The 24,378-nt window shown below is 71.0% G+C and carries 24 protein-coding genes; 12 read left to right on the top strand and 12 right to left on the bottom strand.

What is annotated here, in order from left to right; all coding sequences use genetic code 11:
* Positions 1-16 precede the first annotated feature (16 nt).
* Positions 17-805, bottom strand: a complete 789-nt coding sequence (locus ACS5RC_RS20720; RefSeq protein ID WP_478345805.1) for an aldolase — start codon at positions 803-805, stop codon at positions 17-19.
* Positions 806-1,069: 264 nt separating this feature from the next.
* On the opposite strand from ACS5RC_RS20720, the gene ACS5RC_RS20725 reads away from it, so the two are divergent.
* The 4 genes from ACS5RC_RS20725 (at position 1,070) to ACS5RC_RS20740 (ending at position 5,381) form a co-directional block, all read left to right on the top strand.
* Positions 1,070-1,783, top strand: coding sequence for a DUF1013 domain-containing protein (locus tag ACS5RC_RS20725; protein WP_478345806.1), 714 nt, complete (start codon positions 1,070-1,072; stop codon positions 1,781-1,783).
* 273 nt (positions 1,784-2,056) lie between these two features.
* Positions 2,057-3,769: a 30S ribosomal protein S1 gene (rpsA, locus tag ACS5RC_RS20730; RefSeq protein WP_478345807.1), complete on the top strand. Its 1,713-nt coding sequence runs from the start codon at positions 2,057-2,059 to the stop codon at positions 3,767-3,769.
* A 199-nt stretch (positions 3,770-3,968) separates the two neighbouring features.
* On the top strand, positions 3,969-4,583 hold the full coding sequence (locus tag ACS5RC_RS20735; protein WP_478345940.1) for a glutathione S-transferase N-terminal domain-containing protein: 615 nt from the start codon (positions 3,969-3,971) through the stop codon (positions 4,581-4,583).
* Positions 4,584-4,667: 84 nt separating this feature from the next.
* Positions 4,668-5,381: a hypothetical protein gene (locus tag ACS5RC_RS20740; RefSeq protein WP_478345808.1), complete on the top strand. Its 714-nt coding sequence runs from the start codon at positions 4,668-4,670 to the stop codon at positions 5,379-5,381.
* A gap of 30 nt (positions 5,382-5,411) precedes the next feature.
* Here the strand turns inward: ACS5RC_RS20740 and ACS5RC_RS20745 are convergent, their stop codons facing one another.
* Positions 5,412-5,768: a transposase gene (locus tag ACS5RC_RS20745; RefSeq protein WP_478345809.1), complete on the bottom strand. Its 357-nt coding sequence runs from the start codon at positions 5,766-5,768 to the stop codon at positions 5,412-5,414.
* Positions 5,769-5,983: 215 nt separating this feature from the next.
* On the opposite strand from ACS5RC_RS20745, the gene ACS5RC_RS20750 reads away from it, so the two are divergent.
* The 6 genes from ACS5RC_RS20750 (at position 5,984) to ACS5RC_RS20775 (ending at position 12,390) form a co-directional block, all read left to right on the top strand.
* Positions 5,984-7,210, top strand: coding sequence for a transporter substrate-binding protein (locus ACS5RC_RS20750; protein WP_478345941.1), 1,227 nt, complete (start codon positions 5,984-5,986; stop codon positions 7,208-7,210).
* On the top strand, positions 7,203-8,864 hold the full coding sequence (gene urtB, locus ACS5RC_RS20755) for an urea ABC transporter permease subunit UrtB (protein ID WP_478345810.1): 1,662 nt from the start codon (positions 7,203-7,205) through the stop codon (positions 8,862-8,864). The genes ACS5RC_RS20750 and urtB overlap by 8 nt, the downstream gene beginning before the upstream one ends.
* Before the next feature lie 62 nt (positions 8,865-8,926).
* Entirely contained in the window at positions 8,927-9,979 is a 1,053-nt protein-coding gene (urtC, locus tag ACS5RC_RS20760; protein ID WP_478345942.1) for an urea ABC transporter permease subunit UrtC, read from the top strand.
* On the top strand, positions 9,976-10,683 hold the full coding sequence (locus ACS5RC_RS20765) for an ATP-binding cassette domain-containing protein (protein ID WP_478345811.1): 708 nt from the start codon (positions 9,976-9,978) through the stop codon (positions 10,681-10,683). Before urtC ends, ACS5RC_RS20765 begins: the two co-directional genes overlap by 4 nt.
* A complete protein-coding gene (gene urtE, locus ACS5RC_RS20770) occupies positions 10,680-11,399 on the top strand; it encodes an urea ABC transporter ATP-binding subunit UrtE (RefSeq protein ID WP_478345812.1) in 720 nt (239 codons plus the stop codon). The genes ACS5RC_RS20765 and urtE overlap by 4 nt, the downstream gene beginning before the upstream one ends.
* A 40-nt stretch (positions 11,400-11,439) precedes the next feature.
* Positions 11,440-12,390 (top strand): acetamidase/formamidase family protein, encoded by a 951-nt coding sequence (locus ACS5RC_RS20775; protein WP_478345813.1) that lies wholly within the window; start codon positions 11,440-11,442, stop codon positions 12,388-12,390.
* Positions 12,391-12,469: 79 nt separating this feature from the next.
* Here the strand turns inward: ACS5RC_RS20775 and ACS5RC_RS20780 are convergent, their stop codons facing one another.
* The 8 genes from ACS5RC_RS20780 to ACS5RC_RS20815 all read right to left on the bottom strand — a co-directional run bounded on the left by ACS5RC_RS20780 (position 12,470) and on the right by ACS5RC_RS20815 (position 19,446).
* The gene (locus ACS5RC_RS20780) at positions 12,470-13,033 is read right to left on the bottom strand and encodes a hypothetical protein (RefSeq protein ID WP_478345814.1); all 564 of its coding nucleotides are present in this window, start codon (positions 13,031-13,033) and stop codon (positions 12,470-12,472) included.
* Between the two features lie 374 nt (positions 13,034-13,407).
* A complete protein-coding gene (locus ACS5RC_RS20785) occupies positions 13,408-14,202 on the bottom strand; it encodes an FkbM family methyltransferase (protein WP_478345815.1) in 795 nt (264 codons plus the stop codon).
* Positions 14,203-14,263: 61 nt separating this feature from the next.
* Positions 14,264-15,244, bottom strand: a complete 981-nt coding sequence (locus ACS5RC_RS20790) for a LysR family transcriptional regulator (protein WP_478345816.1) — start codon at positions 15,242-15,244, stop codon at positions 14,264-14,266.
* A 188-nt stretch (positions 15,245-15,432) separates the two neighbouring features.
* Entirely contained in the window at positions 15,433-15,657 is a 225-nt protein-coding gene (locus ACS5RC_RS20795; RefSeq protein WP_478345817.1) for a hypothetical protein, read from the bottom strand.
* 139 nt (positions 15,658-15,796) lie between these two features.
* Positions 15,797-17,095, bottom strand: a complete 1,299-nt coding sequence (locus ACS5RC_RS20800) for an AmpG family muropeptide MFS transporter (protein ID WP_478345818.1) — start codon at positions 17,093-17,095, stop codon at positions 15,797-15,799.
* A 13-nt stretch (positions 17,096-17,108) separates the two neighbouring features.
* Positions 17,109-17,570, bottom strand: coding sequence for an aspartate 1-decarboxylase (panD, locus tag ACS5RC_RS20805; protein ID WP_478345819.1), 462 nt, complete (start codon positions 17,568-17,570; stop codon positions 17,109-17,111).
* A gap of 42 nt (positions 17,571-17,612) precedes the next feature.
* A complete protein-coding gene (locus tag ACS5RC_RS20810) occupies positions 17,613-19,022 on the bottom strand; it encodes a malonyl-CoA decarboxylase (protein ID WP_478345820.1) in 1,410 nt (469 codons plus the stop codon).
* Between the two features lie 220 nt (positions 19,023-19,242).
* Positions 19,243-19,446, bottom strand: a complete 204-nt coding sequence (locus ACS5RC_RS20815; RefSeq protein ID WP_478345821.1) for a hypothetical protein — start codon at positions 19,444-19,446, stop codon at positions 19,243-19,245.
* A 307-nt stretch (positions 19,447-19,753) separates the two neighbouring features.
* On the opposite strand from ACS5RC_RS20815, the gene ACS5RC_RS20820 reads away from it, so the two are divergent.
* Complete coding sequence (locus ACS5RC_RS20820) at positions 19,754-20,950, top strand: MFS transporter (protein ID WP_478345822.1); 1,197 nt, start codon at positions 19,754-19,756, stop codon at positions 20,948-20,950.
* A gap of 7 nt (positions 20,951-20,957) precedes the next feature.
* Here ACS5RC_RS20820 and cobD read toward each other — a convergent pair whose 3' ends face one another.
* Entirely contained in the window at positions 20,958-21,983 is a 1,026-nt protein-coding gene (cobD, locus tag ACS5RC_RS20825; protein WP_478345823.1) for a threonine-phosphate decarboxylase CobD, read from the bottom strand.
* On the opposite strand from cobD, the gene cbiB reads away from it, so the two are divergent.
* Positions 21,960-22,979, top strand: coding sequence for an adenosylcobinamide-phosphate synthase CbiB (gene cbiB / locus ACS5RC_RS20830; protein WP_478345824.1), 1,020 nt, complete (start codon positions 21,960-21,962; stop codon positions 22,977-22,979). The two genes, cobD and cbiB, sit on opposite strands and share 24 nt — an antisense overlap.
* A gap of 2 nt (positions 22,980-22,981) precedes the next feature.
* On the opposite strand, the gene ACS5RC_RS20835 is transcribed toward cbiB, so the two are convergent.
* Positions 22,982-24,322, bottom strand: coding sequence for an MFS transporter (locus ACS5RC_RS20835; protein WP_478345825.1), 1,341 nt, complete (start codon positions 24,320-24,322; stop codon positions 22,982-22,984).
* Between the last annotated feature and the right edge of the window lie 56 nt (positions 24,323-24,378).

Raw genomic sequence — 24,378 nt, forward strand, 5'->3', positions numbered from 1 at the left:
CGGCCTCGGCCGGCGCCTACTCGCAGAAGTCCGGCTCGGCGCGGCGCAGGATCCGCTTCACGCTCTCGAGGTGGAGGCGGCCGCTCTCGGCGTCCCCCGCCCGCATCTGCGCGGCCGCATGCCGGGCGATCGCCTCGGGCACCGGGACCAGGGCCCGGCCGGTGCTCATCGCCTTCAGTTGCACCTCGGCGGCGCGCTCCAGGTAGTAGAGGTCGTCCCAGGCCTCGGCGATCGTCGAGCCGGTGACGATCACCCCGTGGTTGCGCAGGAAGACCACGTCGGCCTCGCCGATCGCCGCGGCGATGCGGTCGCCCTCGGTCGCGTCGAGAGCGAGGCCGTTGTAGGCGTCGTCCACGGCGGTCCGGCCGTAAAATTTCAGGGCGGTCTGCCCGGCGAAGACCAGCGGCTCGCCCGCGACCATGCTGAGCGCGGTCGCGTGCGGCATGTGGGTGTGGAAGGCGGCCCGCGCCCGGGGCAGGCGCGCGTGCAGGCGGGCATGGATGAAGAAGGCGGTCGCCTCGGGCTGCCCCTCGCCCCGGAGGACCGCGCCGTCGAGGCTGCAGACCAGGAGATCGGAGGCGCGGATCTCCGAGAAGGCCAAGCCATACGGGTTGACGAGGAAGAGGTCGTCGCGGCCCGGCACCAGGGCCGAGAAGTGATTGCAGATGCCTTCCTCCAGGCCGAGCCGGGCCGCCATGCGGAAGCAGGCGGCGAGATCGATCCGGGCGGCGGCCAGGGCCGCCTCGTCGATCGGGCCGGTCTCGGACCGCCCGGGGGCGTCGACCGCGCGCAGTTCGTGAGCCATGTCGTGCTCCTCCGGATGCCGGGTTGTGCGCCCTTGTCGAAGGTCTCGCGCGGGCTGTCCAGCCGACGCGGCCCCGGACCACCGTTGCCGGCTCTGGATTCGGGCAGAACGGCGATTGCGCGGTCACGAGCCACTGCTTATAGTAGCGGCATTCCCCTTTTGATGGCGTGAGACGGGACCGTCCGGATATCGAGATCCGGGCCCCGCGGACCTTTGCCCGGTTCTCGGGCCGTCCCCGCGCCCCGCGAACGTTGGAGCCGCCCCATGTCCCAGGGTCCGCTGATGCCCAAGGCCACCGCCGTGTGGCTCGTCGAGAACACGTCGCTCGCCTTCGAGCAGATCGCCGATTTCTGCAAGCTGCACCCGCTCGAGGTGAAGGGCATCGCCGACGGCGAGGTCGCGGCCGGGATCAAGGGGCTCGACCCGATCACCACGGGTCAGCTCACGCGCGACGAGATCGAGAAGGCGCAGAAGTCGCCGCATTACAAGCTCAAGCAGGCGGTCTCCAAGGTGAAGCTGCCGGAGGTGAAGCGCACCACCAAGGGTCCGCGCTACACCCCGCTGTCCCGCCGTCAGGACCGGCCCAACGCGATTCTCTGGCTGCTGCGCAACCACCCGGAACTGAAGGATTCGCAGGTCATCCGCCTCGTTGGCACCACGAAGTCGACGATCCAGCAGATCCGCGAGCGCACGCACTGGAATTCCGGCTCGCTCCAGCCGATGGATCCGGTCACCCTCGGCCTCTGCACGCAGATCGACCTCGATTTCGAGGTGCAGCGCGCCGCGGCCGACCGCCCGGCGGCGGTCCAGGCCGATGCGGGCGCGTCACTGCTGCCCGCCGAGGTCTCGACGGCGCCGTCCTACGGCGAGCCCGACGAGGATATCCGCCACGGCGGCCGGGACGAGCGCCCGAACGCGGATTCGGTCTTCGCCAAGCTGAAGGGCCGTCGCGCCGACGAGGACGACGACGAGGACTGAACTCCCGTCCCGTCGCGGCCCGCGAGTTGAAACGGCGGGCCGGTTGCTGTATGAGGCGCGCGTCCTTTCGGTAGGATCGCGCGCTTTTCTTTGCGCGCTCTCCGCCAAGCACCGGACGGACCGCCCTCGGACACCGTATCGACGCGTCGGCAAGCCGGTCCAGCGGACCGGTCGCCCTTCTCCCGCATTCCGGGACGGGGCCGCGGCGGACGAGGGCGCAGCGCAACACGAGCCGTCGACGCCGGGCCTCAGCCGGGGCCCTCAGGAGAGAGAATGACCGCAGGTACTGCTCTGCAGCAGAACGCGTATCGCGAAGACTTCGCGGCGCTGCTCGAGGAATCCTTCCTCAGCCACGAGATCACCGAAGGGTCCGTCGTCAAGGGTCGCGTCGTCGCGATCGAGAAGGACGTGGCCGTCATCGACATCGGCGCCAAGACGGAAGGCCGTGTCGCGCTCAAGGAATTCACCGGCCCCGGCCGCGAGGGTGATCTCAGCGTCGGCGACGAGGTCGAGGTCTACGTCGACCGCATCGAGAACGCGCTGGGCGAGGCCGTCATCTCGCGCGACAAGGCGCGCCGCGAGGAGTCGTGGGTCAAGCTCGAGAAGGCCTTCGAGGCCAACGAGCGCGTCACCGGCACGATCTTCAACCAGGTCAAGGGCGGCTACACCGTCGACCTCGACGGCGCCGTGGCCTTCCTGCCGCGCTCCCAGGTCGACATCCGCCCCGTGCGCGACGTGACCCCGCTGCTCGGCACGCCCCAGCCGTTCCAGATCCTCAAGATGGATCGCCGCCGCGGCAACATCGTGGTGTCGCGCCGCACCGTGCTCGAGGAGAGCCGCGCCGAGCAGCGCTCGGAGCTGGTGGCCAACCTCGAGGAAGGTCAGGTCATCGACGGCGTCGTCAAGAACATCACCGAGTACGGCGCCTTCGTCGATCTCGGGGGCATCGACGGCCTGTTGCACGTCACCGACATGGCGTGGCGCCGCGTGAACCATCCGTCCGAGGTCGTCACCATCGGCCAGACGGTCAAGGTCAAGATCATCAAGATCAACCACGAGACGCACCGCATCTCGCTCGGCATCAAGCAGCTGCTCGCCGATCCGTGGGAGGGCATCGCCGCCCGCTACCCGGTCGACGCCAAGCTCAAGGGCCGCGTGACCAACATCACCGATTACGGCGCCTTCGTGGAGCTGGAGCCGGGGATCGAGGGCCTGATCCACGTCTCCGAGATGAGCTGGACCAAGAAGAACGTCCATCCGGGCAAGATCGTCTCCACCTCCCAGGAGGTCGAGGTCCAGATCCTGGAAGTCGATCCGGTCAAGCGCCGCATCTCGCTCGGCCTCAAGCAGACCCTGCAGAACCCCTGGGAGGCCTTCTCCGAGAAGCATCCCGTGGGCTCCGAGGTCGAGGGCGAGGTCAAGAACAAGACCGAGTTCGGCCTGTTCATCGGCCTCGAGGGCGATGTCGACGGCATGGTCCACCTGTCGGATCTCGACTGGAACCGTCCCGGCGAGCAGGTCATCGAGGAGTTCAAGAAGGGCGACATGGTGCGCGCCCAGGTTCTCGACGTCGATGTCGAGAAGGAGCGCATCTCGCTCGGCGTGAAGCAGCTCGGCGGTGATCCCTTCGCGGAGGCCGGCGAGATCAAGAAGGGTCAGATCGTCACCTGCGAAGTCATCGAGGTGAAGGATTCGGGCGTCGAGGTGAAGATCGCCGACACCGACATGACCACCTTCGTGCGCCGGGCCGAGCTCGCCCGCGACCGCGGCGACCAGCGCCCCGAGCGCTTCGCCGCCGGCGAGAAGTTCGACGCCCGCGTCGTCCAGTTCGACCGCAAGGCCCGCCGCGTGCAGGTCTCGATCAAGGCGCTCGAGATGGCCGAGGAGAAGGAGGCGATGGCCCAGTTCGGCTCCGCCGATTCCGGTGCCTCGCTCGGCGACATCCTCGGCGCGGCCTTCAAGAAGGCTCGCACCGACGACGAGTGATCGCTGTCGCACGGTGCCGCCGAGTCTCGTCTCGGCGGCACCCCGGCGGCCGCCAGCCCGCCTGGGTCCGTCCCGGGCGGGCTTTTCTATGCCCGGAGTGTCGGTCGACCGACCCGCTCGGCCCTGGAAGGCGGCTTGAGGACGGTGCATGGATCCTGTTCGACGCGCCGCCCCCGACGCCGCCGGAGACCTGCCGACAATGAAGCTCCTCTACGCACCGGCCTCCCCCTTCGTGCGCAAGGTCCTCGTGCTCGCGTACGAGACCGGGCAGGCGGATCGGATCGAGCTCGTGCCTGCGGGCGCCAGCCCGACAGGACCCGATCCGGCGACCACCGCGCACAACCCGTTGGGCAAGATCCCGACGCTGATCACCGAGGCGGGGCAGGCGTTGTTCGACAGCCGCGTGATCTGCGAATACGTCGATTCACGCTCGACCGGGATCCGGCTGTTCCCGGCCGAGGGCGAAGCGCGCTGGCACGCCCTCGCCCTGCAGGCGCTCGCCGACGGGCTGCTCGATGCGGCGCTGCTGATCCGCTACGAGCGGGTCATGCGCCCCGAGCCGCTGCGCTGGGACGCCTGGGAATCCGGGCAAGCGGCCAAGATCGACAACGCGCTCGACCGGTTCGAGAGCCTGGCGGACGATCTCGCGGGCAGCCTCCATATCGGCACGGTCGCGACGGCCTGCGCCCTCGGCTACCTCGATTTCCGCTTCCCCGATCACGGCTGGCGCGCAGGCCGGTCCGCCCTCGCGGATTGGTACGCGGCCTTCGGCCGGCGTCCCTCCATGACGGCCACCGCGCCGCCGGCCGCGTAGTCGCGGGCCTCCGCCTCCGGCCGTAGGCCCTTCGGGCGGCTACGGCCGACCGAGGGGATTCCGCCAACGCTCTGCAAGGACTCGATGACCCGCACGCCGCATCCCGACCGCGTCCGAACGAGCAGCCTGGATTTCTGGCTCGCGCGCGGAGCCATCGTCTGCGTCGCCGGCCTTCAGATGCTGGTGACGAACGACCTCTCGCCGGGGCCGCGCTGGCTCGCCCCCGCGCTGGAGATCGCGCTGCTGGTCCCGCTCTCGGCGGCGACCGCCTGGAACCAGAGACGCGCCCGGCGGGCGACCACCGACGCGCATTGGGCGAGCGTTCACCGGCATCACCGACTGATCCGGTGGGCGGCCCTGGTCCTGACCGCGCTCGTCACCGCGGCCAACACCGCCGCGCTCGTGGGCCTCGTCGCCGCGCTGCTGAAGGGCAAGGCGGGGAGCGCGCCGACCCTCCTCACGGACGCGCTCAACATCTGGGGCACGAACGTGATCATCTTCGCCCTCTGGTACTGGACGACGGACCGGGGCGGGGCGGCGTTGCGCGGTCACCCGAAGGCGCGCGCGCCGGATTTCCTGTTCCCCCAGATGACCTTGCCGGACCAGGCGGCCCGGGCGAGCTACGTGCCGGGCTTCGTCGACTACCTGTTCCTCGCCTTCACCAACGCCACCGCCTTCTCGCCGACGGACACCATGCCGCTGACGCAGCGGGCCAAGCTGATGATGATGGCGGAGGCTTTGATCTCGCTCCTGACGATCGCTCTCGTCGCCGCGCGCGCCGTCAACATCCTCACTTGAGCGCGGGTCCGGCGGCGCGGTCCATGCCGCTCAATTGGCGGTGCGCACGAACGCGAAGCGGCCGACGGAGGCGTTCTGTCCGCGATAGCGCGGCGCGGGCGGCTGCGGGATCGCAGGCCGTCCGTCGGGCACGAGGGGCGCGATCGGAATCGTGCGCAGGGCCTCGCGCAGGCGCAGGACCTCCGCCCGCAGGGCCGCGTTCTCGCGCTCGATCCGCCCGAGGCGCGTGACGCCCGCCGGGGTCAATCCGCCGAGCCGGCGGCGCCAGCGGTAGAAGGTGCCGACCGAGACGCGCGCGCTCATGCAGATCGCCGCGATCGGGACGCCGTTCTCCGCCTCACGCAGCAGGAACGCGATCTCCTCGTCGGTGTGCTGGGATCGACGCATGCGCTGGCCTCCCGACCGGATCGCCGTCCGGAGCAAGAACCGGACCCGGGGCCGGCCCAAACGGCAATTTTGACGTTATGCCGCCGCGGCGCCCGTGATCCGGGCGGTCTGACGTCGATTTGCGCAAGAGGGCCCGGGCCCTGCAGCCTCTTTGACCTTTGACGCGCTCCCGCGCCGTCGGATGATCCCGGCGGTCGACGGGAGGCGGGACGATGGTGGGCACGATCACGAGGCGGAGCCTCATCGGCACGGCGGCGGCGCTCGCCGCTCCGGCCCTCGTGCGGCCGGCCTGGGCCGCCGACACGGTCAAGCTCGGCTGCCTGTTCTCTTCCTCAGGCACCATGGCCAATATCGAGGGCCGCCTGAATTTCGTGGTGCGGATGGCGGCCGACGAGATCAACGCGAAGGGCGGCGTCAACGGCCGCCGGATCGAGGTGATCACCTCCGATCCGGCGTCGGACTGGCCCCTCTACGCCCAGATCGGCCGCCAGATGCTGCAGCAGGAACGGGCCGCCGCGCTGTTCGGCTGCTGGACCTCGGTCTCGCGCAAATCCGTCCTGCCGGTCGTCGAGCAGAACGAGGGCCTGCTCTACTACCCGCTCCACTTCGAGGGCGACGAGAACTCGAAGAACGTGGTCTACGTCAATTCGCCGCCCGCAAGCTCGGTCCTGCCGGCGATCGATTATCTGATGGGCGCGGACGGGGTCTCCGCCAAGCGCTTCTTCATGATCGGATCGGACTACGTCTGGCCCCGCACCATCAACAAGCAGCTCAAGGGATACTGGAAGGCCAAGGGCATCGCGGAGACCGCGTGGCGCGAGGAATACGTGCCGTTCGGCTTCTCGAACTTCCAGACCCTGGTCAATCAGGTCCGCAGCTTCGCGAGCCAGCCGGGCGGTCAGCCGATCGTCGTGCTCACCGTCGTCGGCTCCTCGATCCCCGATTTTCTGCGCGAGTTCGCCAACCAGGGCATCCAGGCGACCGACGTGCCGATCCTCGGTCTCGACATGGTGGAGGCGGATCTCGAGGGCCTCGATACGGGCAAGCTCGTCGGTCACCTCAATTGCTGGGCCTACCTCCAGGCGAACAAGAGCGAGCGCAATACGGCCTTCCTGAAGAGCTGGGCCGACTACGTGAAGGCGAAGAACGTGCCCTTCAGCGCCGATACCGTGATCGACCCGATGGTCTCGGCCTACGACAGCGTCCATCTCTGGGCCCTGGCCGCCGCCAAGGCCGGCAGCTTCGACGTGCCGGCGGTGCGGCAGGCCTTCCCGGGCCTCAGCTTCGCCGACCCGTCCGGCTACACCCTGACGATGGGGCCGGAGAACAACTACGTCTCGCGCGGCGTCTTCATCGGATCGGTCAACGAGAAGCGGGGCTTCGACGTGCTCTGGCAATCGCCCGACGCCCCCAAGCCCGTCCCGTTCAGCCCGTATGGCTGAGCGCGGGGCGCAGGTCATCCGGCGATGCGGCGCGGCGCTTCTCGGCCTCGCGCTCCTGGCCTTCGGGGGTACGACGGCGCGGGCCGAACCGGTCGGGATCGATCGGGCCGCGCTCGCAACGGGCCTCTGCGGCAGCCCGGCGCTGCTGGGCCAGGCCGCGGACGGCGTGGTGTCGGCGGCGTCCGGCGCCCCGACCGAGGATCTGATCCGTGCCGGTGATCTGCTGCGGGCGCTGTCCGAGCGGCGCCTCGCCTGCACCGACACGGGCGCGGTCGTCCTCGACCGCCCGGGCGGCGCTGCGGGCGTGGATGCGGCGACCGCTGCGCCGCGGTCCGCGTCCGGCGCCCGCACGCCCGTGCTCGGGTTGCGTCAGCGCGCCCAGGTCGAGACGGCGACGGGCGTCGTCGCCCTTCTCACCGGCCGCGACGCCCCGGCGCGGGGCGCCGGGATCGCCGCCCTGGAGCGGCGCGTCGGGAACGTGCCCGAGCCTGTCCTGGCGCGCATCCTGGAGCGCGCCGCCGCCTCAGAGGCCGATTCCGGCATCCGATCCGCCATCGTGGCGCTGCAACAGACGGCCGCCCTCTCGGCGCCGGATCCGGCGCGGCGCCTCGGCGCGATCGGCGCGGTCGCGGCGGTGCCGTCCGGCGCCGCCTTGTCCCGGCTGCGAGCGCTCCGCACGGATCCCGCCTACGCCGCCGACCCGGCCTTCCGCAGCGGCCTCGATGCCGGGATCGTCCGTGTGGAGCGCGCCGTCGCGATCGGCGACGGGCTCGCCGTCCTCTACAACGCGCTGAGCTTCGCCAGCATCCTGTTCATGGCGGCGGTCGGGCTGGCGATCATCTTCGGGCTGATGGGGGTCATCAATCTCGCGCAGGGCGAGTTCATCATGATCGGCGCCTACGCGACCTACGGCGTGCAGGAGGCCTTCCGGCGCCTCGCCCCGGGCGCGATCGATCTCTACCTGCTGGCCGCGATCCCCGTGGCCTTCCTCGCCGCGGCGCTCGTGGGCGTCCTGATCGAGGCCTCGATCCTGCGCCACCTCTACCGGCGCCCGCTGATGAGCCTGCTGGCGACCTGGGCCGTCAGCCTGTTCCTGATCAACGCCGTGCGCGTCGCCTTCGGCAGCCAGAACCTGCAATTCCTGATGCCGGGCTACGTCAGCGGCGGCCTGCCGCTCTACGCCGACTTCATCGTCACCTGGAACCGGCTCTTCGCGATCGGCTTCGCGGGCGGCACGCTCGTCCTCACCTTACTCATTCTGCGCGGTACGCCGCTCGGGCTCGACATCCGGGCGGTCACCCAGAACCGCGATATGGCGGGCTGCCTCGGCATCCGCACCCGCCGCGTCGACCGCCTCGCCTTCGGCTTCGGCTCGGGCCTGGCCGGGCTCGCGGGCGTGGCCCTCTGCCCGATCTACAGCGTCAATCCCGGGATGGGGGCGAACTTCGTCGTGGACAGCTTCATGGTGGTCGTGCTCGGCGGAGTCGGAACCGTCGCCGGCACTCTGGTCGCGGCGCTCGGCATCGGCGGCGCCAACGTGGCGATCGAGCCGCTCTACGGTGCCGTGGCCGCCAAGGTGATCGTGCTCGCGGGCATCATCCTATTCATCCAGCGGCGGCCCGAGGGCCTGTTCCCGGCGAGGCGCAGGCGGTGAACGGGCGCGCACGCCTGATCGCGGCGCCCGGGGCCGGCACGCCGCCCGCGGGCGCGAGGCTCCTGTTCTGGCGCGATCCGCTGATCGCGGGCCTCGTGGCACTGATCCTGGGCCTCGCTGTCCTGCTGCCGCTCTTCAATCCCTCGGCCTTCCTCGTCAATGCGGCGGGCCAGCTCGCCGCCTTCGCGATCCTCGCCGTGTCCCTCGACCTCGTCTGGGGCTATCTCGGCATCCTCAGCCTCGGGCACGGCCTGTTCTTTGCGATCGGCGGCTACCTCTGTGCCATGCACCTCGTGGCCCATGCCTACGCGCGGACCGGGATCGAGCCGGATCTGATGCAGTTCATGGGCTGGAAGACCCTGCCCTGGTACTGGACCGGGCTGACCAGCGCCCCCTTCGCGCTGGCCCTGGCGCTCGGGATCGCCGCCGCGGTGGCCTTCGTCTTCGGCCTCGCCTCGTTCCGCTCGCGCGTGAACGGCGTGTATTTCTCGATCATCAGCCAAGCGCTCGTCTACGTCGCGATGCTGCTGATGTTCCGCAACGACACCGGGCTCGGCGGCAACAACGGCATGACCGGGTTCGCGCTGCTGTTCGGCTGGCCGATGGGGACGCCCGGCGTCGTGACCGGCCTCGCGGTGACCTCGCTGGTGGTGCTCGCCGCCGTGCTCGTCGGGGCGCGCATCCTGGTCGGCAGCCGGATCGGCCGGCTGATGCTCGCCGCGCGCGACGACGAGACCCGGCTGCGCACGCTGGGCTACGGCACCACGCGGCTGAAGCTCGGCATCTGGTGCCTGTCGGCGGCGATCGCGGCGGTCGCGGGCGTGCTCTACGTGCCCCAGGTCGGGATCATCAACCCGCGGGTGCTCGCGCCCGACCTCTCGATCGAGATCGCGGTCTGGGTGGCGATCGGCGGGATCGGGCGCCTCGGCGGCGCCGTTCTCGGCGCGGTGCTGGTCAACGCCCTCAAGTTCTGGCTCACGGCCGCGATGCCGGAGGCTTGGCCCTTCCTGCTGTCGGGGCTGGTCCTCCTCGTGGTCCTCGTCCTGCCGAACGGCCTGCTCGACCTCGCGGGCTTTCGGTCGAGGTCGACCTGGCTGCGCGGGGCGCCCCGATGAGCGCGCTCGCGATCGAGGCCCTGAGCGTGGTGTTCGGCCGGTTCCGCGCCCTCGACGACCTGTCCCTCGCGGTCGATCCCGGTGAAGTGCGCGCGGTGATCGGTCCGAACGGGGCCGGCAAGACGACGCTGCTCGACGTGATCTCCGGAATCACCCGGCCGCGCTCCGGTCGCGTGATGCTGGGCGAGATCGATCTGACGCGACGCTCGGAGGCCGGGATCGCGCGGGCCGGCGTCCGCCGGAAGTTTCAGAAGCCCAGCGTGTTCCCGGCGCTCTCCGTTCGGGAGAATCTCGAGATCGGCTGCGGCGCGGGCCTGGCGCGATCCGAGCGGCCTGCCCGGATCGACGCGATCCTCGCCGATGTCGGCCTCGCCGCGCGGGCGGGGATCCTCGCGGGCCGCCTGAGCCACGGCGAGAAGCAATGGCTCGAGATCGGCATGGTGCTGGCCTCCGAGCCGAGCCTCATCCTGCTGGACGAGCCGGTGGCGGGGCTCTCCGACGCCGAGACGGCGCGCACCGCCGACCTGATCCGCGGCCTGCGCCGCCCGGACCGGTCGATCCTGGTGATCGAGCACGACATGGCGTTCGTGGAGGCCGTCGCCGACCGGGTCACGGTGCTGCACGAGGGACGCAGCCTCTACGAGGGCGGGATGGCCGGCGCGCGGGCGGATGCCCGCGTCATCGAGGTGTTCCTCGGACGATGAGAGACGCATCACCGATCGGGCCCGCGCGACTCACCGTCGAGGCTCTCGACCAGCATTACGGCGGTGCGCAGGTGCTGAGGGGCGTCGCGTTCGCGGTCGCGCCCGGCGCATGCCTCGCGCTCCTCGGCCGCAACGGCGCCGGCAAGACGACCCTGCTCCGCTGCCTGACCGGACTGATCCCGGAGACCCGCGGCCGCATTGCCCTCGACGGGCTGGACCTGTCCGGCCTGCCGCCGGACCGGCGCGCCCGGGCCGGCCTCGCCTACGTGCCGCAGGGCCGCGAGATCTTCGCCGACCTGTCCGTCGCGGAGAACCTTCGGGTGGCCGCGCGCGCCCACGGCCTCGATCGCACCGGGGCGGTGGACGAGGCGGCTGCCCTGTTCCCCGCCCTGCGCGGTCTCTGGCACAGGCCGGGCGGCAACCTCTCGGGTGGACAGCAGCAGCAGCTCGCCATCGCGCGGGCGCTCGCGACGCGGCCCCGCCTGCTCCTTCTCGACGAACCGAGCGAGGGCATCCAGCCCTCGATCGTCACCGCGATCGAGGCGGTGATCGAGGGCCTGAAGGGCCGGATCACCGTTCTGCTGGTCGAGCAGTACCTCGATTTCGCGGTCCGCCTCGCCGATGCCTTCGTGGTGCTGAGCCGCGGGAGCGTGGTCGAGCGAGGCAGCCGCGGCTCGCTCGATGCGGCCGCCCTATCCCGTCACATCGTCGTCTGAGGCGAATCGGACGCCGTCCGGCGCACAGAAAGGTCAGACCATGCCCAAGCATCACGAGATCCCCTCGACGCCCGAGAACATGGTGTTCGGCTATTTCGACGCCGCCCTCCCGCCGGTTCTGACCGTCGAATCCGGCGACACCGTCACGCTGTCGTCCTACCCGGCCGGCGGCAAGGAATCGCTTCATCCCGATCCGGCCCGCGTGCCGGCCGATCTGCTCTACGCCCTCGACACCCTGGTGCAGGGGCCCGGCCCCCACTTCGTCACCGGTCCGGTCCACGTGACCGGGGCGGAGCCGGGCGACGTGCTGCAGGTCGACATCCTCGATCTCAAATTCACGATGGATTGGGGCTTCGTGGCGATCCTGCCGCTTCTGGGGACGCTGCCCGACGAGTTCACCGACTACGAGACCATCCACCCCGACATCGACGTCGCCCGCGGCGTCTGCGTGCTGCCCTGGGGCGCCGAGATCCCCCTCGACCCGTTCTTCGGCATCATCGGCACCGCCCCGCCCGCCGCCTGGGGCCGCGTCGGCACGCCGGTGCCCCGGGCCTTCGGCGGCAACATGGACAACAAGGAGCTGAAGGTCGGCACCACGCTCTACCTGCCGGTCTTCAATCCGGGCGCCGGCTTCTACGCGGGCGACGGGCACGGCGTGCAGGGCGACGGCGAGGTCTGCATCACCGCCTTGGAGACCTCGCTCTCCGGCACGTTCCGCCTCACCGTCCGCAAGGACCTCGGCCTCACCTGGCCCTTCGCCGAGACGCCGACCGACCTGATGTCGATCGGCCTGCACGAGAGCCTGGACGAGGCGATGCGCCAAGCCGTGCGCGAGATGATCCGGCAGGTCTGCGCCCGCACCGCGCTCACGCGCAATCAGGCCTACATGCTGTGCTCGCTCGCCGGGAACCTGCGCATCACCCAGACGGTCGACGGCAACAAGGGCGTGCACATGCTGTTGCCGAAGGCCGCCCTGGGCACCCCCGGGTAGCTGCGCGGGGCCGGCTCCCGACCGACCTGCGGAGCGGGCCCGGCCGGCGGGACCCGCCCCGGCAACCTGTGCGCCCGGCCTAGTCGCTGGCCGCCGTCCTCTTCTCGAAGCTGTAGCTGCCGGTCTTCTCGCCGACGAATTGCACGACGCCGTCCGCGAGCGCCGTCACGCGCTGGCTCTTGATCGCCATATGGCCGGTGATGCCGGCGAACTTGCCGGTGCCGCCGATCCACTCGCCGGTTCCCTCCGAGCTGGCCGCGAGGGGCTGGACCGGATAGGTCCATTTCTCGAAGACGTGGTCGCCGTCCGCGTCGACGTAATCGCAATAGCCCTGGTTCTCGAGCGTCTTCGCCTGATTGTCGATGATCGGCATGTTGGTGCAGCGGCCGGTCATGTTGTGCAGCAGCCTGCCGCCGCTCTCGTTGCGCGCGGTCATGATCGTGTTCCCGACCGAGACGACCCGGTTCGGCCCGATCGTGACCGCCTTGGTCGGCGCAGGATTGATCCCCACGAAGGTGATCCGGTAGTCGCCGCTCGCCGGCATGTCCTCGGAGCGGCTCGGCGTCGGCAGGACGACCAGGGACACCGCGCCGATCAGGCCGAAGATCCTGAGACGTGCGGACAGGGCTTGAGACGAGATCATTTCAATCCTCCCTTCTTCTTCGACGGATCGCGAACGCAGGCAGCACCGGTGCCTCACTCCGGATGCCAAACATCCTCAGTCGTGCAATCCCTCATTTGGATGATTCCGAGAAGGCGGATACAGAAATCGCGCGGATCATCGCGCGCCGGATCTGATTCGGTACGCGGGAGCGTCTTCAGGATCATTCGGGCTATACGACGTCCGAGCCGTAAGGCCGCGTGAGATGCGATCGTTCGCGGCCGATCGTCCTGGCCGCCATCCGGCGGGACGACGCGCGGGCGGTCTGGATCGTCTCACGATGAGCCGCGGTTCCGGGTCCGCGTTCCGGCAAGCGTCTTCTCGCCGAATCCGCCCATGCTTCGGCGGGCGGCAATCTAGATGTCTCCCGACGGCCCCGTCCTGCGCGCGTTCCGCGAGATGCGTCGGAGTCGGGCCCGTCGCGCCAGCCGACCTTCGAGCCGCGCGATCTCGTCGCGCAGGGCCTGCCCCTCCCGCAGGATGCCGGCCCGGAGATAATCGTCGGGCGGAGTGGCGAAGACCGGCAGGAGGGCCGCCTGCTCCGCGGCGACGTAGTACCGATTGAGACCGTCGAACAGCGCGAAGGCGTAGTCGTGCCCGAGGAGGACCGGCTCCCAGGCCGCGTAGGCCGGAATCTCGCTCAACGGCTCGGTGGCCTCGACCAGGACGATCCACGGGCGCCAGCGGCGAAAGTCCATCCCGCGCAGCGCCTCTTCCTCCGCCCCCTCGACATCGACCTTGAGGAAGTGGATCGGCCCGGTGACGTGCCGCTCGCAGAGCGCCGCCAGAGTCTCGGTCTCGACCTCGTACGACAGGCGCGTGAACCCGGCCGCCGCGTGCCGGGCGGCGAAGCTCTCGGATGCGGTGGACAGACCGGTGCCCACGATCTCGTGGAAGGTCAGGGATCCGGCGCGATCGCTCGCGGCGAGGCGGAGGTTGATGTCGCGCGGACGGTCCGCCGCGAGCTTGTCGAACCAAGCGGGTGTCGGCTCGACGTTGAGGCCGGACCAGCCCCGCTCGTAGAAGAGCTTCGTCACCGAATCCACGACCGGATCGTTCGCCCCGAGATCGATGTAGAAGCCGCGCTCGATCCCCCCGAGGGCACGGAGCAGCATGACGTCCTCGAGCCGCTGGGCGTAGGAAATCACCATTGGATCGCTGCCTCTCCAGATCCGAACCCGTCCCGCCCGGCGCAGACGCCCGCGCCGCCCGTCAGGAGGACGCCGAGGGTGTCGGCTCCGCTTGCCCCGGTCGACAGCGGGTGCTCGGTGCCGGGAGTTCCGGCCTCGCGGCCTTCTCGTCGGCCTGCGCGAGGAAGCGTTCGATCAGCCAACGCGCCGCCGGGCCCGGCGGCGTGTCGGTGCGATGGATCGCGCTGAAGTTGAGACGGCGCTGCATCGCCTCGGGAATGTCGAGCACGACGAGGCGGCCGGCCGCAAGGTCCGCTGCGATCATCGGCGCCGGCATGCTGCCCCAGCCGATGCCGGCGAGCAGCAGCGCGTGCTTGGCCCCGAGATCGGCGAGGCGCCAGGTATGCGTCGCCACCACCGCGAAATCCCGGCCCTGTGTCAGGGACGAGCGGTCGGACAGCACGAGCTGGATATGGTCCCGCGCGGTGCCCGGCCGGTTCCCGGCGGCCCGTGCCAGGGGATGGCTCGGAGCCGCGACCGGCACCAGTTCCACCGCGCCGACGCCGATCCGCTCGATGATGTGGATGCCGGTCTCGATGGGCCCGCTGATGCCGATCACGGCGCGCTTCTCGACGACGTATTGCGTGACGGCGCCGAGCGCCTCGACATGCAGGCGCAGATCGACCGTCGGAAAGGCCGCCTGAAAGGCCCGCAGGGCCTCGACGAGCCGTGCCGTCGGCAGCATCACGTCCACCGCGACGCTGACCTCGGATTCGAGGCCCTCCAGGAGCCCGGACACCTTGGCGCGCAGGGCGTCGATGCTGTGGTCCACCGTCCGCGCCTCGGCGAGGACCGCGCGGCCGGCCTCGGTGAGCTGCGGGCGCCGGGTTGCTACCCGATCGAAGAGCGGCAGGCCGAGCTGCGCCTCGAGATTGGCGATCGCGTAGCTCACCGCCGAGGTCGCGCGGTTCAACCGGCGCCCGGCGGCCGCGAAGCCTCCGCTCTCGACCACGGCGAGGAAGACGCGGAGCTGGTCGAGGGTCGGGATACCCGGGCCCTTCATCGCGCTCGCATTCCGGCATCCCTCGAAACGGCCTCGACGGCGAGGTCCGCGCGGAGGAAGCAAGCCCGGCGCCGATCGCCGATCAAACGGCCATCGGCGAGATCGGAGGCGAGGTCTCGTCCGCCCGCCCGGTCCCGGGAAGGGTCGGGTCCGCCGGGGCCGGGCGTCGGGTCGGGATGCGGCCGGGCTCAGCGGCGGGCGGCACGATGCGGGCCGTGGCCGATCGTGCCGGTGGTCAGCGCCTCGTAGCGCTCGGGCGTGAGGGTCCATCCCTGGGGCGCGGCACCGCGCTCGACGGCGCCGCCCGGAGCGGCAGCGGTCGGGATGCCGGCCGGAGCGGTGTAGCTCTGGGCGAGCGCCGTCCCGGCGGAGAGCGCGAGGGTGAGGGCGGCTGTGAGGGCAAGGCGGGTCATGATCGGCTCCATCTCGGTCAGGGATCGCCGGGGGCGGCGACCGGATGGCGGGAAGATGGGCCCGTCTCGATGATCGGAAAACCCGAATAGTCTCGAACGAAAAGGGCTACGATTTCGAAAAGCTGCGGGGCCTGTCCCGTCAGGCTGCCGCCGCGCGATCCGATCTGTGCTGGTGCAGGACGTACCAGCTCAGCAGCGCCACCGGGATCCCGATCAGCGAGGTCCCGACGAAGAACCCGGTGAAGCCGATCCGCTCCACCAGGAAGCCCGACGTGCCCGCGAGTAGGCTCCCGGGGAGCGCGCAGAGCGAGGTGAGCAGGGCGTACTGGCTGGCCGCGTGCTCGCTCGCGGCGAGCGAGGACATGTAGGTGATGAGCACGATCGACGCGAAGGCGTAGGCGAAGCTGTCCACGCTGACCGCGATGGCGAAGGTCCAGAACGCGCTGCCCCCGTCCCCGCCATGCGCGGCGAGATAGGCGAGGCTCAGATGCGAGGCTGAGCCCGCGACGGTGCCGAGCAGGAGGCTGGCCATGATGCCGATCCGGGGCACGATCGCGCTCGCCAGGAACGTTCCGGCGAGCGCGACGCCGAAGCCGAAGAGCTTGGTCACCGTGGCGATGTCGGTGTTCGTGTAGTGCAGGCTCTTGAACAGCGGCATCGCCATGGCGCTCGAAACGTAGCCCGGCATGCGGAAGCCCGCGACCATGAGAAGGATCGGCAGGCCCATCGGACCGAGACGCCCGAGCAATTCGCGGATCGGGGCCCAGATCGTGCGGGACAGGCTCTGCGGTTCGGTGCGCGACGCGCTCCGGTCGAGCGGCGGCTCGGGTGCCAGCAGCGCCGCCGCCATTCCGGGCGCCATCAGCGCCGCCATGCAGAGATAGGCGGCCCGCCAGCCATAGGCATCGGCGAGGTAGAGGGCGCCGGCTCCCGCCGCGAGATTGCCGATGCGCCAGCCGACCTCCGCCCAGGACGACATCAGCGCCTGCATCTCCACCGGCGCGGCCGTGATCCGCCAGCCGTCGATCACGACGTCCTGCGTCGCGCCGGCAAATCCCAGCGCCAGGGAGAACACCACGGTCCAGGCCAGGAAATTGGCCGGATCGCCGAAGGCGACGCCCGCGAGCGTGAGCATCACGCCGATCTGGGAGGCGATGATCCACCCGCGCCGACGCCCGAGCAGGCGCCCGAGGAGCGGGGCGTCGTAGCGGTCGAGAAAGGGGGCCCAGAGGAATTTGAATTTGTAGGCCAGGGTGAGCTCGCTCAGAAGCCCGAGGATCCCGACCGGAACCTTCGCTTCCGAGAGCCACGCCGATTGCGTGACGTAGACGAGCAGGAACGGCAGGCCCGAGCTGAAGCCGAGCCCGAGCATGGCCGCGATGCGTCGGTCCCCGAGAAGCGATCGGAGGAATCCGGGTCCTGGCGGCGCGGCATTCATCGCTTTGCGCGGCTCAGGCCACCCGGACGTTCTGGGCGAGGCGCGGGGCCTCCTCGCTGCCGGTTCCGGCCTCGAGGATGCGCATGTCGAGGCATCCCTCGCCGTCCCGGAAGACGTCGTAGATCACCCGGTCGGTCACCCTGTTGCCCGGGCCGAAGATCAGGACGCGGGGCTTGTGGGCGATCACGTCCTCGATGCTGCCGTAGCTCGCCGAGGCGATGATCACCTCGTCGCCGACCTGGCAGGTCCGCGCCGCGGCGCCGTTCAGGATGCAGCAGCCGGACCCGGCCGGACCGTAGAGCACGTAGGTGCTGATCCGTGCGCCCGACATCTTGTTCCAGATCTCGACGAATTCCAGCGGATCGAGCCCCGCCTCGCGGCAGAGATCGGCATCGAGGGTGATCGAGCCGTGATAATTGAGATCGGCGCCCGTCACGCGGATGCCGTGAAGTTTGGCCCGCACGAAACTCTGCATCTGTTCCCTCCTGCGCGCTGCCCGGGCGGTCGCCCGCCCGTCCTACGCCTCGGCCAGCGCGACCGCCCGGGCGCTGGGCAAGTTCGCGCGCAATTCCCGCGAGACGGCGCCGGACGCCGCGACGGTGCCGAGATTGGCGTAGGTCTCGTGGTTCTTCTCGATCGCCGTGAGGTCGTACAGGTAATTGACCATCAGCCCGTAGGATTGCCGCAGACCCTTCCCGGACACGTCGCCGAGGAAGTTGATCCGCTCCAGCCGGGCGCCGTTCCCGAGATGGAAGCGGGCCACCGGGTCGAGGGGCCGGCCGCGATCGTTCTTGGCGCGCAGGAAATAGGCGGCCGCGGCGGGGATCAGGGCCTTGCGGACCGTCTCCGCCTTGACCTTGTCCGTGCACCAGTCCGGGTCGTCGAGGAGGCGGAGGGCCGCGGCATCCTCGCGCGTCAGAGCCTGCGGCGCATCGGCCCGGCGCTCGCGGTCGAGCCAGGCCGAGAAGCCCGGCACCGGCGAGAGCGTCACGAAGGTCTTGAGACCGGGGATCTCGCGGGCGAGATCCTCGACGACCTGCTTGATCAGGAAGTTGCCGAACGTGACGCCGGCGAGCCCCTTCTGGCAGTTCGAGATCGAGTAGAAGATCGCGGTGTTGGCCCCGCGCAGGGGCAGGGCCTCCCGCTGGTGCGACAGGATCGGCGCGATGGCCGGCGCGATCCCGCTCGTGAGCGCGACCTCGACGAAGATCAGGGGCTCGTCCACCAGCGCCGGGTGGAAGAAGGCGAAGCAGCGCCGGTCGGGCGGCTCGATGCGACGCCTGAGGTCGTCCCAGCCGGTGATCTCGTGGACCGCCTCGTAGCGGATGATCTTCTCGAGGATATGGGCCGGCGTCGTCCAGTCGATGTGGCGCAGGACCAGGAAGCCGCGGTTGAACCACGAGGCGAACAGGTGCTCGAAATCCCGGTCGAGACTGTCGACCGCGTCGAGAAGGTCGGTGGGGCTGTCGGCGCTCTGGCGCAGGTGCCGGCGCAGCTCGAACAGGTCCTCGCGCATGCGCACCAGCGACAGCGTCCCCTCCTGCGCGAGGTTGAGGCGGCGGATCAATTCCTGGCTGCGGGGCTCCACGGCCTCCTGCAGCGCGCCGAGGCGCGCGCGCGTCGGCTCCGCCTCGTAGGCGGCGATGGCGGCCGCCACCGCCATGTGCTCCGCCCCGTAATCCATCGCGACGTGGCTCAGGAAAGCCTGCCGGTCGGCCGGCGCGAAGGTGGCGTAGCGGTCGAGGATCAGCCGGGCCAGGGCGACGCCGGAGGCCTCGCCGCGGCGGGAGATCAGGTCGTCGCAGAGTTTGACGAGATCGGACGCGCTCGCCCGGGCGACGATGTCGCCGCGACCGATGCCGATGAGGTCGCGCCCGCGATCGCTGATCGTCTGCAGCAGGTCGCCGAAGAAGGATGTCGCCGCCATGCCTCGCCCGAACCTCGCTCCCGGACAGGATGCCCGCGCCCGCTGCAAGCCCCATGCACGGCCTCGGCCGGACGGGCCTCACGGCGTGTCGGCGCAAGCGTTGCCGTTCTATGGCGATCGTCGGCCGGCCGCCAGAGCCGCCGCGCCCGTCCCGACAGCGACACGCCCGGTGTGACGGGGGTGCGACGCCCGGGCCGCCCGGCCTCCGGCCCTGTGCGGTTCAGTCGCGGTCGCCGCCCGATTCGGTGAGCACGGCGCGGTCGGCCCGCTCGCGCCAATCGCCGATCCCGTGCTGGCGCGCGAAGCGCAGCTCCGCCGCCCTCAGGGCGCGGCCGGGGTCGCGGGCGTGCTGGATGCCCACGGAGCCGACCGTGAACGGGACGCCGAGAATCTCCTTCGCAAACTCGATGCGGTAGTTCGCCACGCCAAGCTCCCTGTCGTGATGGGATCCGCCGAGTGCGGCCGCGAGAGCGCTCCTTAGGATCGTCGTCATAAGAGACGATCGCGGCCCGCTCGCCAAGAGGGCAGCGGGTGGAGGCACGCGGCGCGGGCGGATGAGCCCCTGAGAACGCTATATGGGCGGTCGAAACCGGATCGTCAGCGGCCTGCGACGACCGGGCGGGGCAGCTCTGCGGCGCGACCGGTTGCTAAGTCGGGCGCCGGACGCCAAGGCGATTCGCGCGACGCTCCGTCCTATGGGCGCGCACAATTCCCATTCGGAAGGATCGCCGATGACCGCATTCCAGGCGCGTGCGCCCGAAAGCCTCGGCGGCGGCCTCACGGGACGGGCCCGGCTCGGCCTCACCCTGATCGCCGGCGGGGCGGTGGCCAACATCTACTACAACCAGCCGCTCCTGGCCCTGCTCGTCGCCGAGTTCGGCGCCCGGGCCGCGCTCTGGGTGCCGACCGCCTGTCTCGTCGGGTACGGGCTCGGCATCGTCGGCCTCGTGCCACTCGGCGATTCGCTGCCGCGGCGGCGCCTGATCATCGGCCAGCTCCTCGCCCTGGCGCTGGCCCTCGTCGCCGCCGGCCTCAGCCCGAGCCTCGCGGGCCTTGCCCTGGCCAGCCTGTTCATCGGCATCCTGTCCTCCGCGGCGCAGCAGGCGGTGCCGTTCGCGGCCGAGCTCGCGCCCGACGCCACCCGCGGCCGAGTGGTCGGGCAGGTGATGACCGGGCTGCTCACGGGCATCCTGCTGGCGCGGACGATCAGCGGGTTCGTGGGCGCGCATCTCGGCTGGCGGGCGGTGTTCCTGGCGGCGGCGGGCGTCGCGGTGGCCATGGCGGGCATCGCCGCGGCGACCCTGCCGCACACGCCCCAGACGCGACCGCTGCGCTGGCGCGCGCTGATGCTGTCGATCCTCTATCTCGCGAGGACCCAGCCGACGTTGCGCAGCGCGAGCCTCGCCCAGGCCCTCCTGTTCGCGAGCTTCAACGCCTTCTGGGTCACGCTGGCGCTTCTCGTCGAGGCCGCGCCTTTCAACCTCGATGCGGCGGGCGCGGGGCTGTTCGGCGTCATCGGCGTCGCGGGCGCGCTGGTCGCCCCCTTGTCCGGCCGGTTCACCGACCGGCGCGGTGCCCGGCCCGTGGTGATCGGCGGGGCCCTGCTCGTGGTCGCGGCCTTCGTGGTGCTGTGGATCGGCGGCACGTGGTCTCTCGTCGCCGTCGGCCTTGGCGTCCTGCTCATCGACATCGGCATCAACGGTGCCCTGATCGCCAATCAGACGCGCGTCTACGCCCTGGTGCCGGGTGCGCGCGGCCGTCTCAACACGGTGCTGTTCACCGCGATGTTCGTGTTCGGGGCGCTCGGGGCCTTCGCGGGCTCGCAGGCCTTCCTGATCGCGGGCTGGCCCGGCGTCTGCGCCACGGGCCTCGTCCTCGCCGCGCTGTCGCTGCTCGTGACCCTGCTCGACCGGAACGGCCGGGCCTGAGCGGGGCCTATTTCAGGACCCGCGACAGCCGGCACCAGTCCTCGCGGCAGCCGGGCAGGCCGAAGCGCAACGCCTCGGGCCGGTCGCCGAAGCGCCGCACGTAGATCCCGGCTTCGCCGAGTCGCCGGAACGTCGCCGGTCCGTCCGCGAAGCGCGCGAGCCGGAACAGACAGGTCCCGCCGAGGACCGTGCCGCCGCCGCGCCGGATCATCCGGTCGAGGCGGGCGGCGTCGGCGCCGCGCGCCGCCGCCGCGGCGTCCCGCCAAGCCCGGTCGGCGAGCGCCGTCCGCCCGATCGCCAGGGCCGGACCGGAGACCGCCCAGGGCCCGAGCGCGGCGGCGATACCGCGCGCAACGCCCGGCTCGGCGAGGGCGAAGCCGAGGCGCAGGCCCGCGAGCCCGTAGGTCTTTCCGAAGGAGCGCAGCACCACGAGGCCCGGCGTCAGGCGGGCCGCGAGGTTCTCGGCGTTCTCCAGGTCGCAGAAGGCCTCGTCGACGACGAGAAGGCCGCCGCGCGCGTGCAGCCGCTCGGCGCGGTGGATCAGCGCGTCCGCGGGCCAGACCCGGCCGTCCGGGTTGTTCGGATTCACGACCACGCTGACCTCGGCCTCGGCCACCGCGTCGAGATCCGGGACGAGGCGGACGGCGTGTCCCCCGCGGGCCCAGGCGGCCGCGTGCTCGCCGTAGGTCGGGCCCACCACCGCAACACGTCCAGCCGGGCGCAGGCGCGGCAGGATCTCGATCAGGATCTGGGTGCCGGGCGCCGGGACGATGCAAGCCGGATCGGCGACGCCGTAAGCCTCGGCCGCCGCAGCCCGGAGCGCGGCGTCGTCGGCCGCCGAGGGCAGGCGGTGCCACAGGCTGGCCTCCAAAGGGGGAGCCGGGTAGGGAACCGGATTGATGCCGGTCGAGAGGTCGATCCAGGGCCCGGGCGCTTCCGGGAACAGCGCGCGCGCGGCATCGAGATCACCGCCATGCGCGACGGCCTCCTCCACGCCAGCCCCTAGCCGATGTTCTGGACCGCGCTCGCCCATCCGCCCGACACGCTCGTCATCCTCGCCCTCGCGCTCGCGATCGAGGCGGCCTCCGGCTATCCGGACGCGCTCTACAGGGCGGTCGGGCATCCTGTCACCTGGATCGGAGGCCTGATCGCCGGCCTGGAGCGCGGCCTGAACCGCGGCGGACCGGTCCGGCGGCGCTGCGGCGGCGTCCTGGCGCTCGCGATCCTGCTCGGCGTCGTTGCCGCAGCGGCCATCGCTCTCACCGCCGTGGCGGCCATCGGCGGTCCGCAATTCGGCCTCCTGCCCGTCGCCCTCCTCGCCGCCAGCCTGCCGGCCCAGCGCAGCCTCCACCAGCACGTGGCCCGGGTGGCGCGGGACCTGCGCGCCGAGGGCTTGCCCGGCGGGCGGCGGGCGGTATCGATGATCGTCGGGCGCGATCCCGAGACCCTCGACGAGGCCGCGATCTGCCGCGCCGCGATCGAGAGCCTCGCCGAGAACTTCTCCGATGGGATCGTGGCGCCGGCGCTGTGGATCGGCCTCGGCGGCCTGACCGGCGGGGCGCTCTACAAGGCGATCAACACCGCCGACAGCATGATCGGGCACCGGAGCCCGCGCTACGAAGCCTTCGGCTGGGCCGCGGCTCGCCTGGACGATCTCGTGAACCTGCCGGCCTCGCGGCTCAGCGCGGGGCTCATCGTCGCGGCGGCCCGTCTCCGGCTGGCGCACCCGAAAGGCTCGACGCGGGCGGCGGATGCGAGGCGGGCGATGGCGGCGGTCCGGCGCGATGCCGGGCGCCATCGCTCGCCCAATGCCGGCTGGCCCGAGGCGGCGATGGCGGGCGCCCTCGGCCTCGCGCTGGCCGGGCCGCGGATCTATGCCGGCACGCCGGTGGACGACGCCTGGATGGGCGACGGGCGCGCCGCGGCCGGGGCCGACGACATCGACCGGGCGCTCGGGCTCTACCGCATCGCCTGCCTGCTGCTGTGGATCCTCGCCGCGGCCTCGGCCGCGCTTGCGCTGGCCGCCTGAGTTCAGGCGGCGCGCGGTGCCGTCCCGACCGCTTTCTCGCGGCGCGCCGCGTCGCGGCGAAGCGCGGAGAGCACCACGAACATCAGGCAGGCGCCGAGCGCGAGGCAGCCGGCGAGGAAGAACATCGGCGCGAGGTCGCTCCCGCTGCGGTCGCGGATGAACGGCACGACGTTCTGCGCGACGAAGCCGCCGAGATTGCCCACCGAGTTGATCGCCGCGATGCCCGCGGCGGCGCTCGCGCCTTTCAGGAAGGTCGGCGGCAGCGACCAGAACACCGGCTGGGCCGAGAACACGCCGGCGGCCGCGACGCAGAGGCAGGCGAACGGCAGCACCGCGCCCGGCAGCACGGCGCTGAGTACGAGGGCGAGCGCGGCGACGAGCCCCGGCACCACCACGTGCCAGATCTGGTCGCCCGAGCGCGCCGCCCGGCGGGGCACCCACCAGAGCGCGAGGGCGGTGACGATCCAGGGGATCACGTTGATGAAGCCGTTCACGGTGTTCGAGACCTGGAAGCTCTTCACCACCGTCGGCAGCCAGTAGCTCAGGCCATAGGCGGCGAGCGGGAAGGCGACGTAGACCGAGGCGAGCATCCAGACCCGCCGATCGAGCAGCGCCGCGAAGGGATTGCCGTGCTCGACCTGGCCCCCGGTCTCTCGCTCGTGCACGAGGGTGCGGGCGAGCCAGTCGCGGCCCTCGCGCGAGAGCCAGGGCGCCCGCTCCGGCCCGTCCGGGAGGATGCGCAGCACCACGAGGGCGAGCACCAGCGCCGGGACGCCGGTCGCCACGAAGACCCATTGCCAGCCCTTCAGGCCGAGGGTCCCGTCGAGGTCTAGCGAGGCGCCGCCGATCGCCGCGCCGACCGCGTTGGCGATGGCGCTCGCGATCATGAACCAGCCGATCATCCGGGCCCGGTGCGATTGCGGGAACCACAGGGTCAGGGCGAACAGCACGCCGGGGAAGAAGCCGGCCTCGGCCACGCCGAGCAGGAAGCGCAGGGCGTAGAACATCACGGTGTTCTGGGTGAAGCCGAGGAGCAGCGTGACGAGGCCCCAGGTGAACATGATCCGGGCGAACCAGCGCCGGGCGCCGACCCGCTCCATGATCACGTTCGAGGGCACCTCGAACAGGAAGTAGCCGAGAAAGAACAGCGACGCGCCGAGCCCGTAGGCGGTCTCGCTGAGGCCGAGATCGCCCACCATCTGGAGCTTGGCGTAGGAGATGTTCTGCCGATCGATGTAGGCGATCAGGTACATCAGGCCGAGCAGCGGCATCAGTCGCAGCGTCACCGTCCGGACCGTGTCGTGCGCGAGCCGCGCGTCGATGTGCGGAGGGGGCGTCGTCATCGGGCTTCCTCGGTGCGGCCTTCTCGTCGGACCGGCAAAATCCTAGTCTCCCGGCA

It is taken from the genome of Methylobacterium sp. HJ2 (assembly GCF_056431005.1).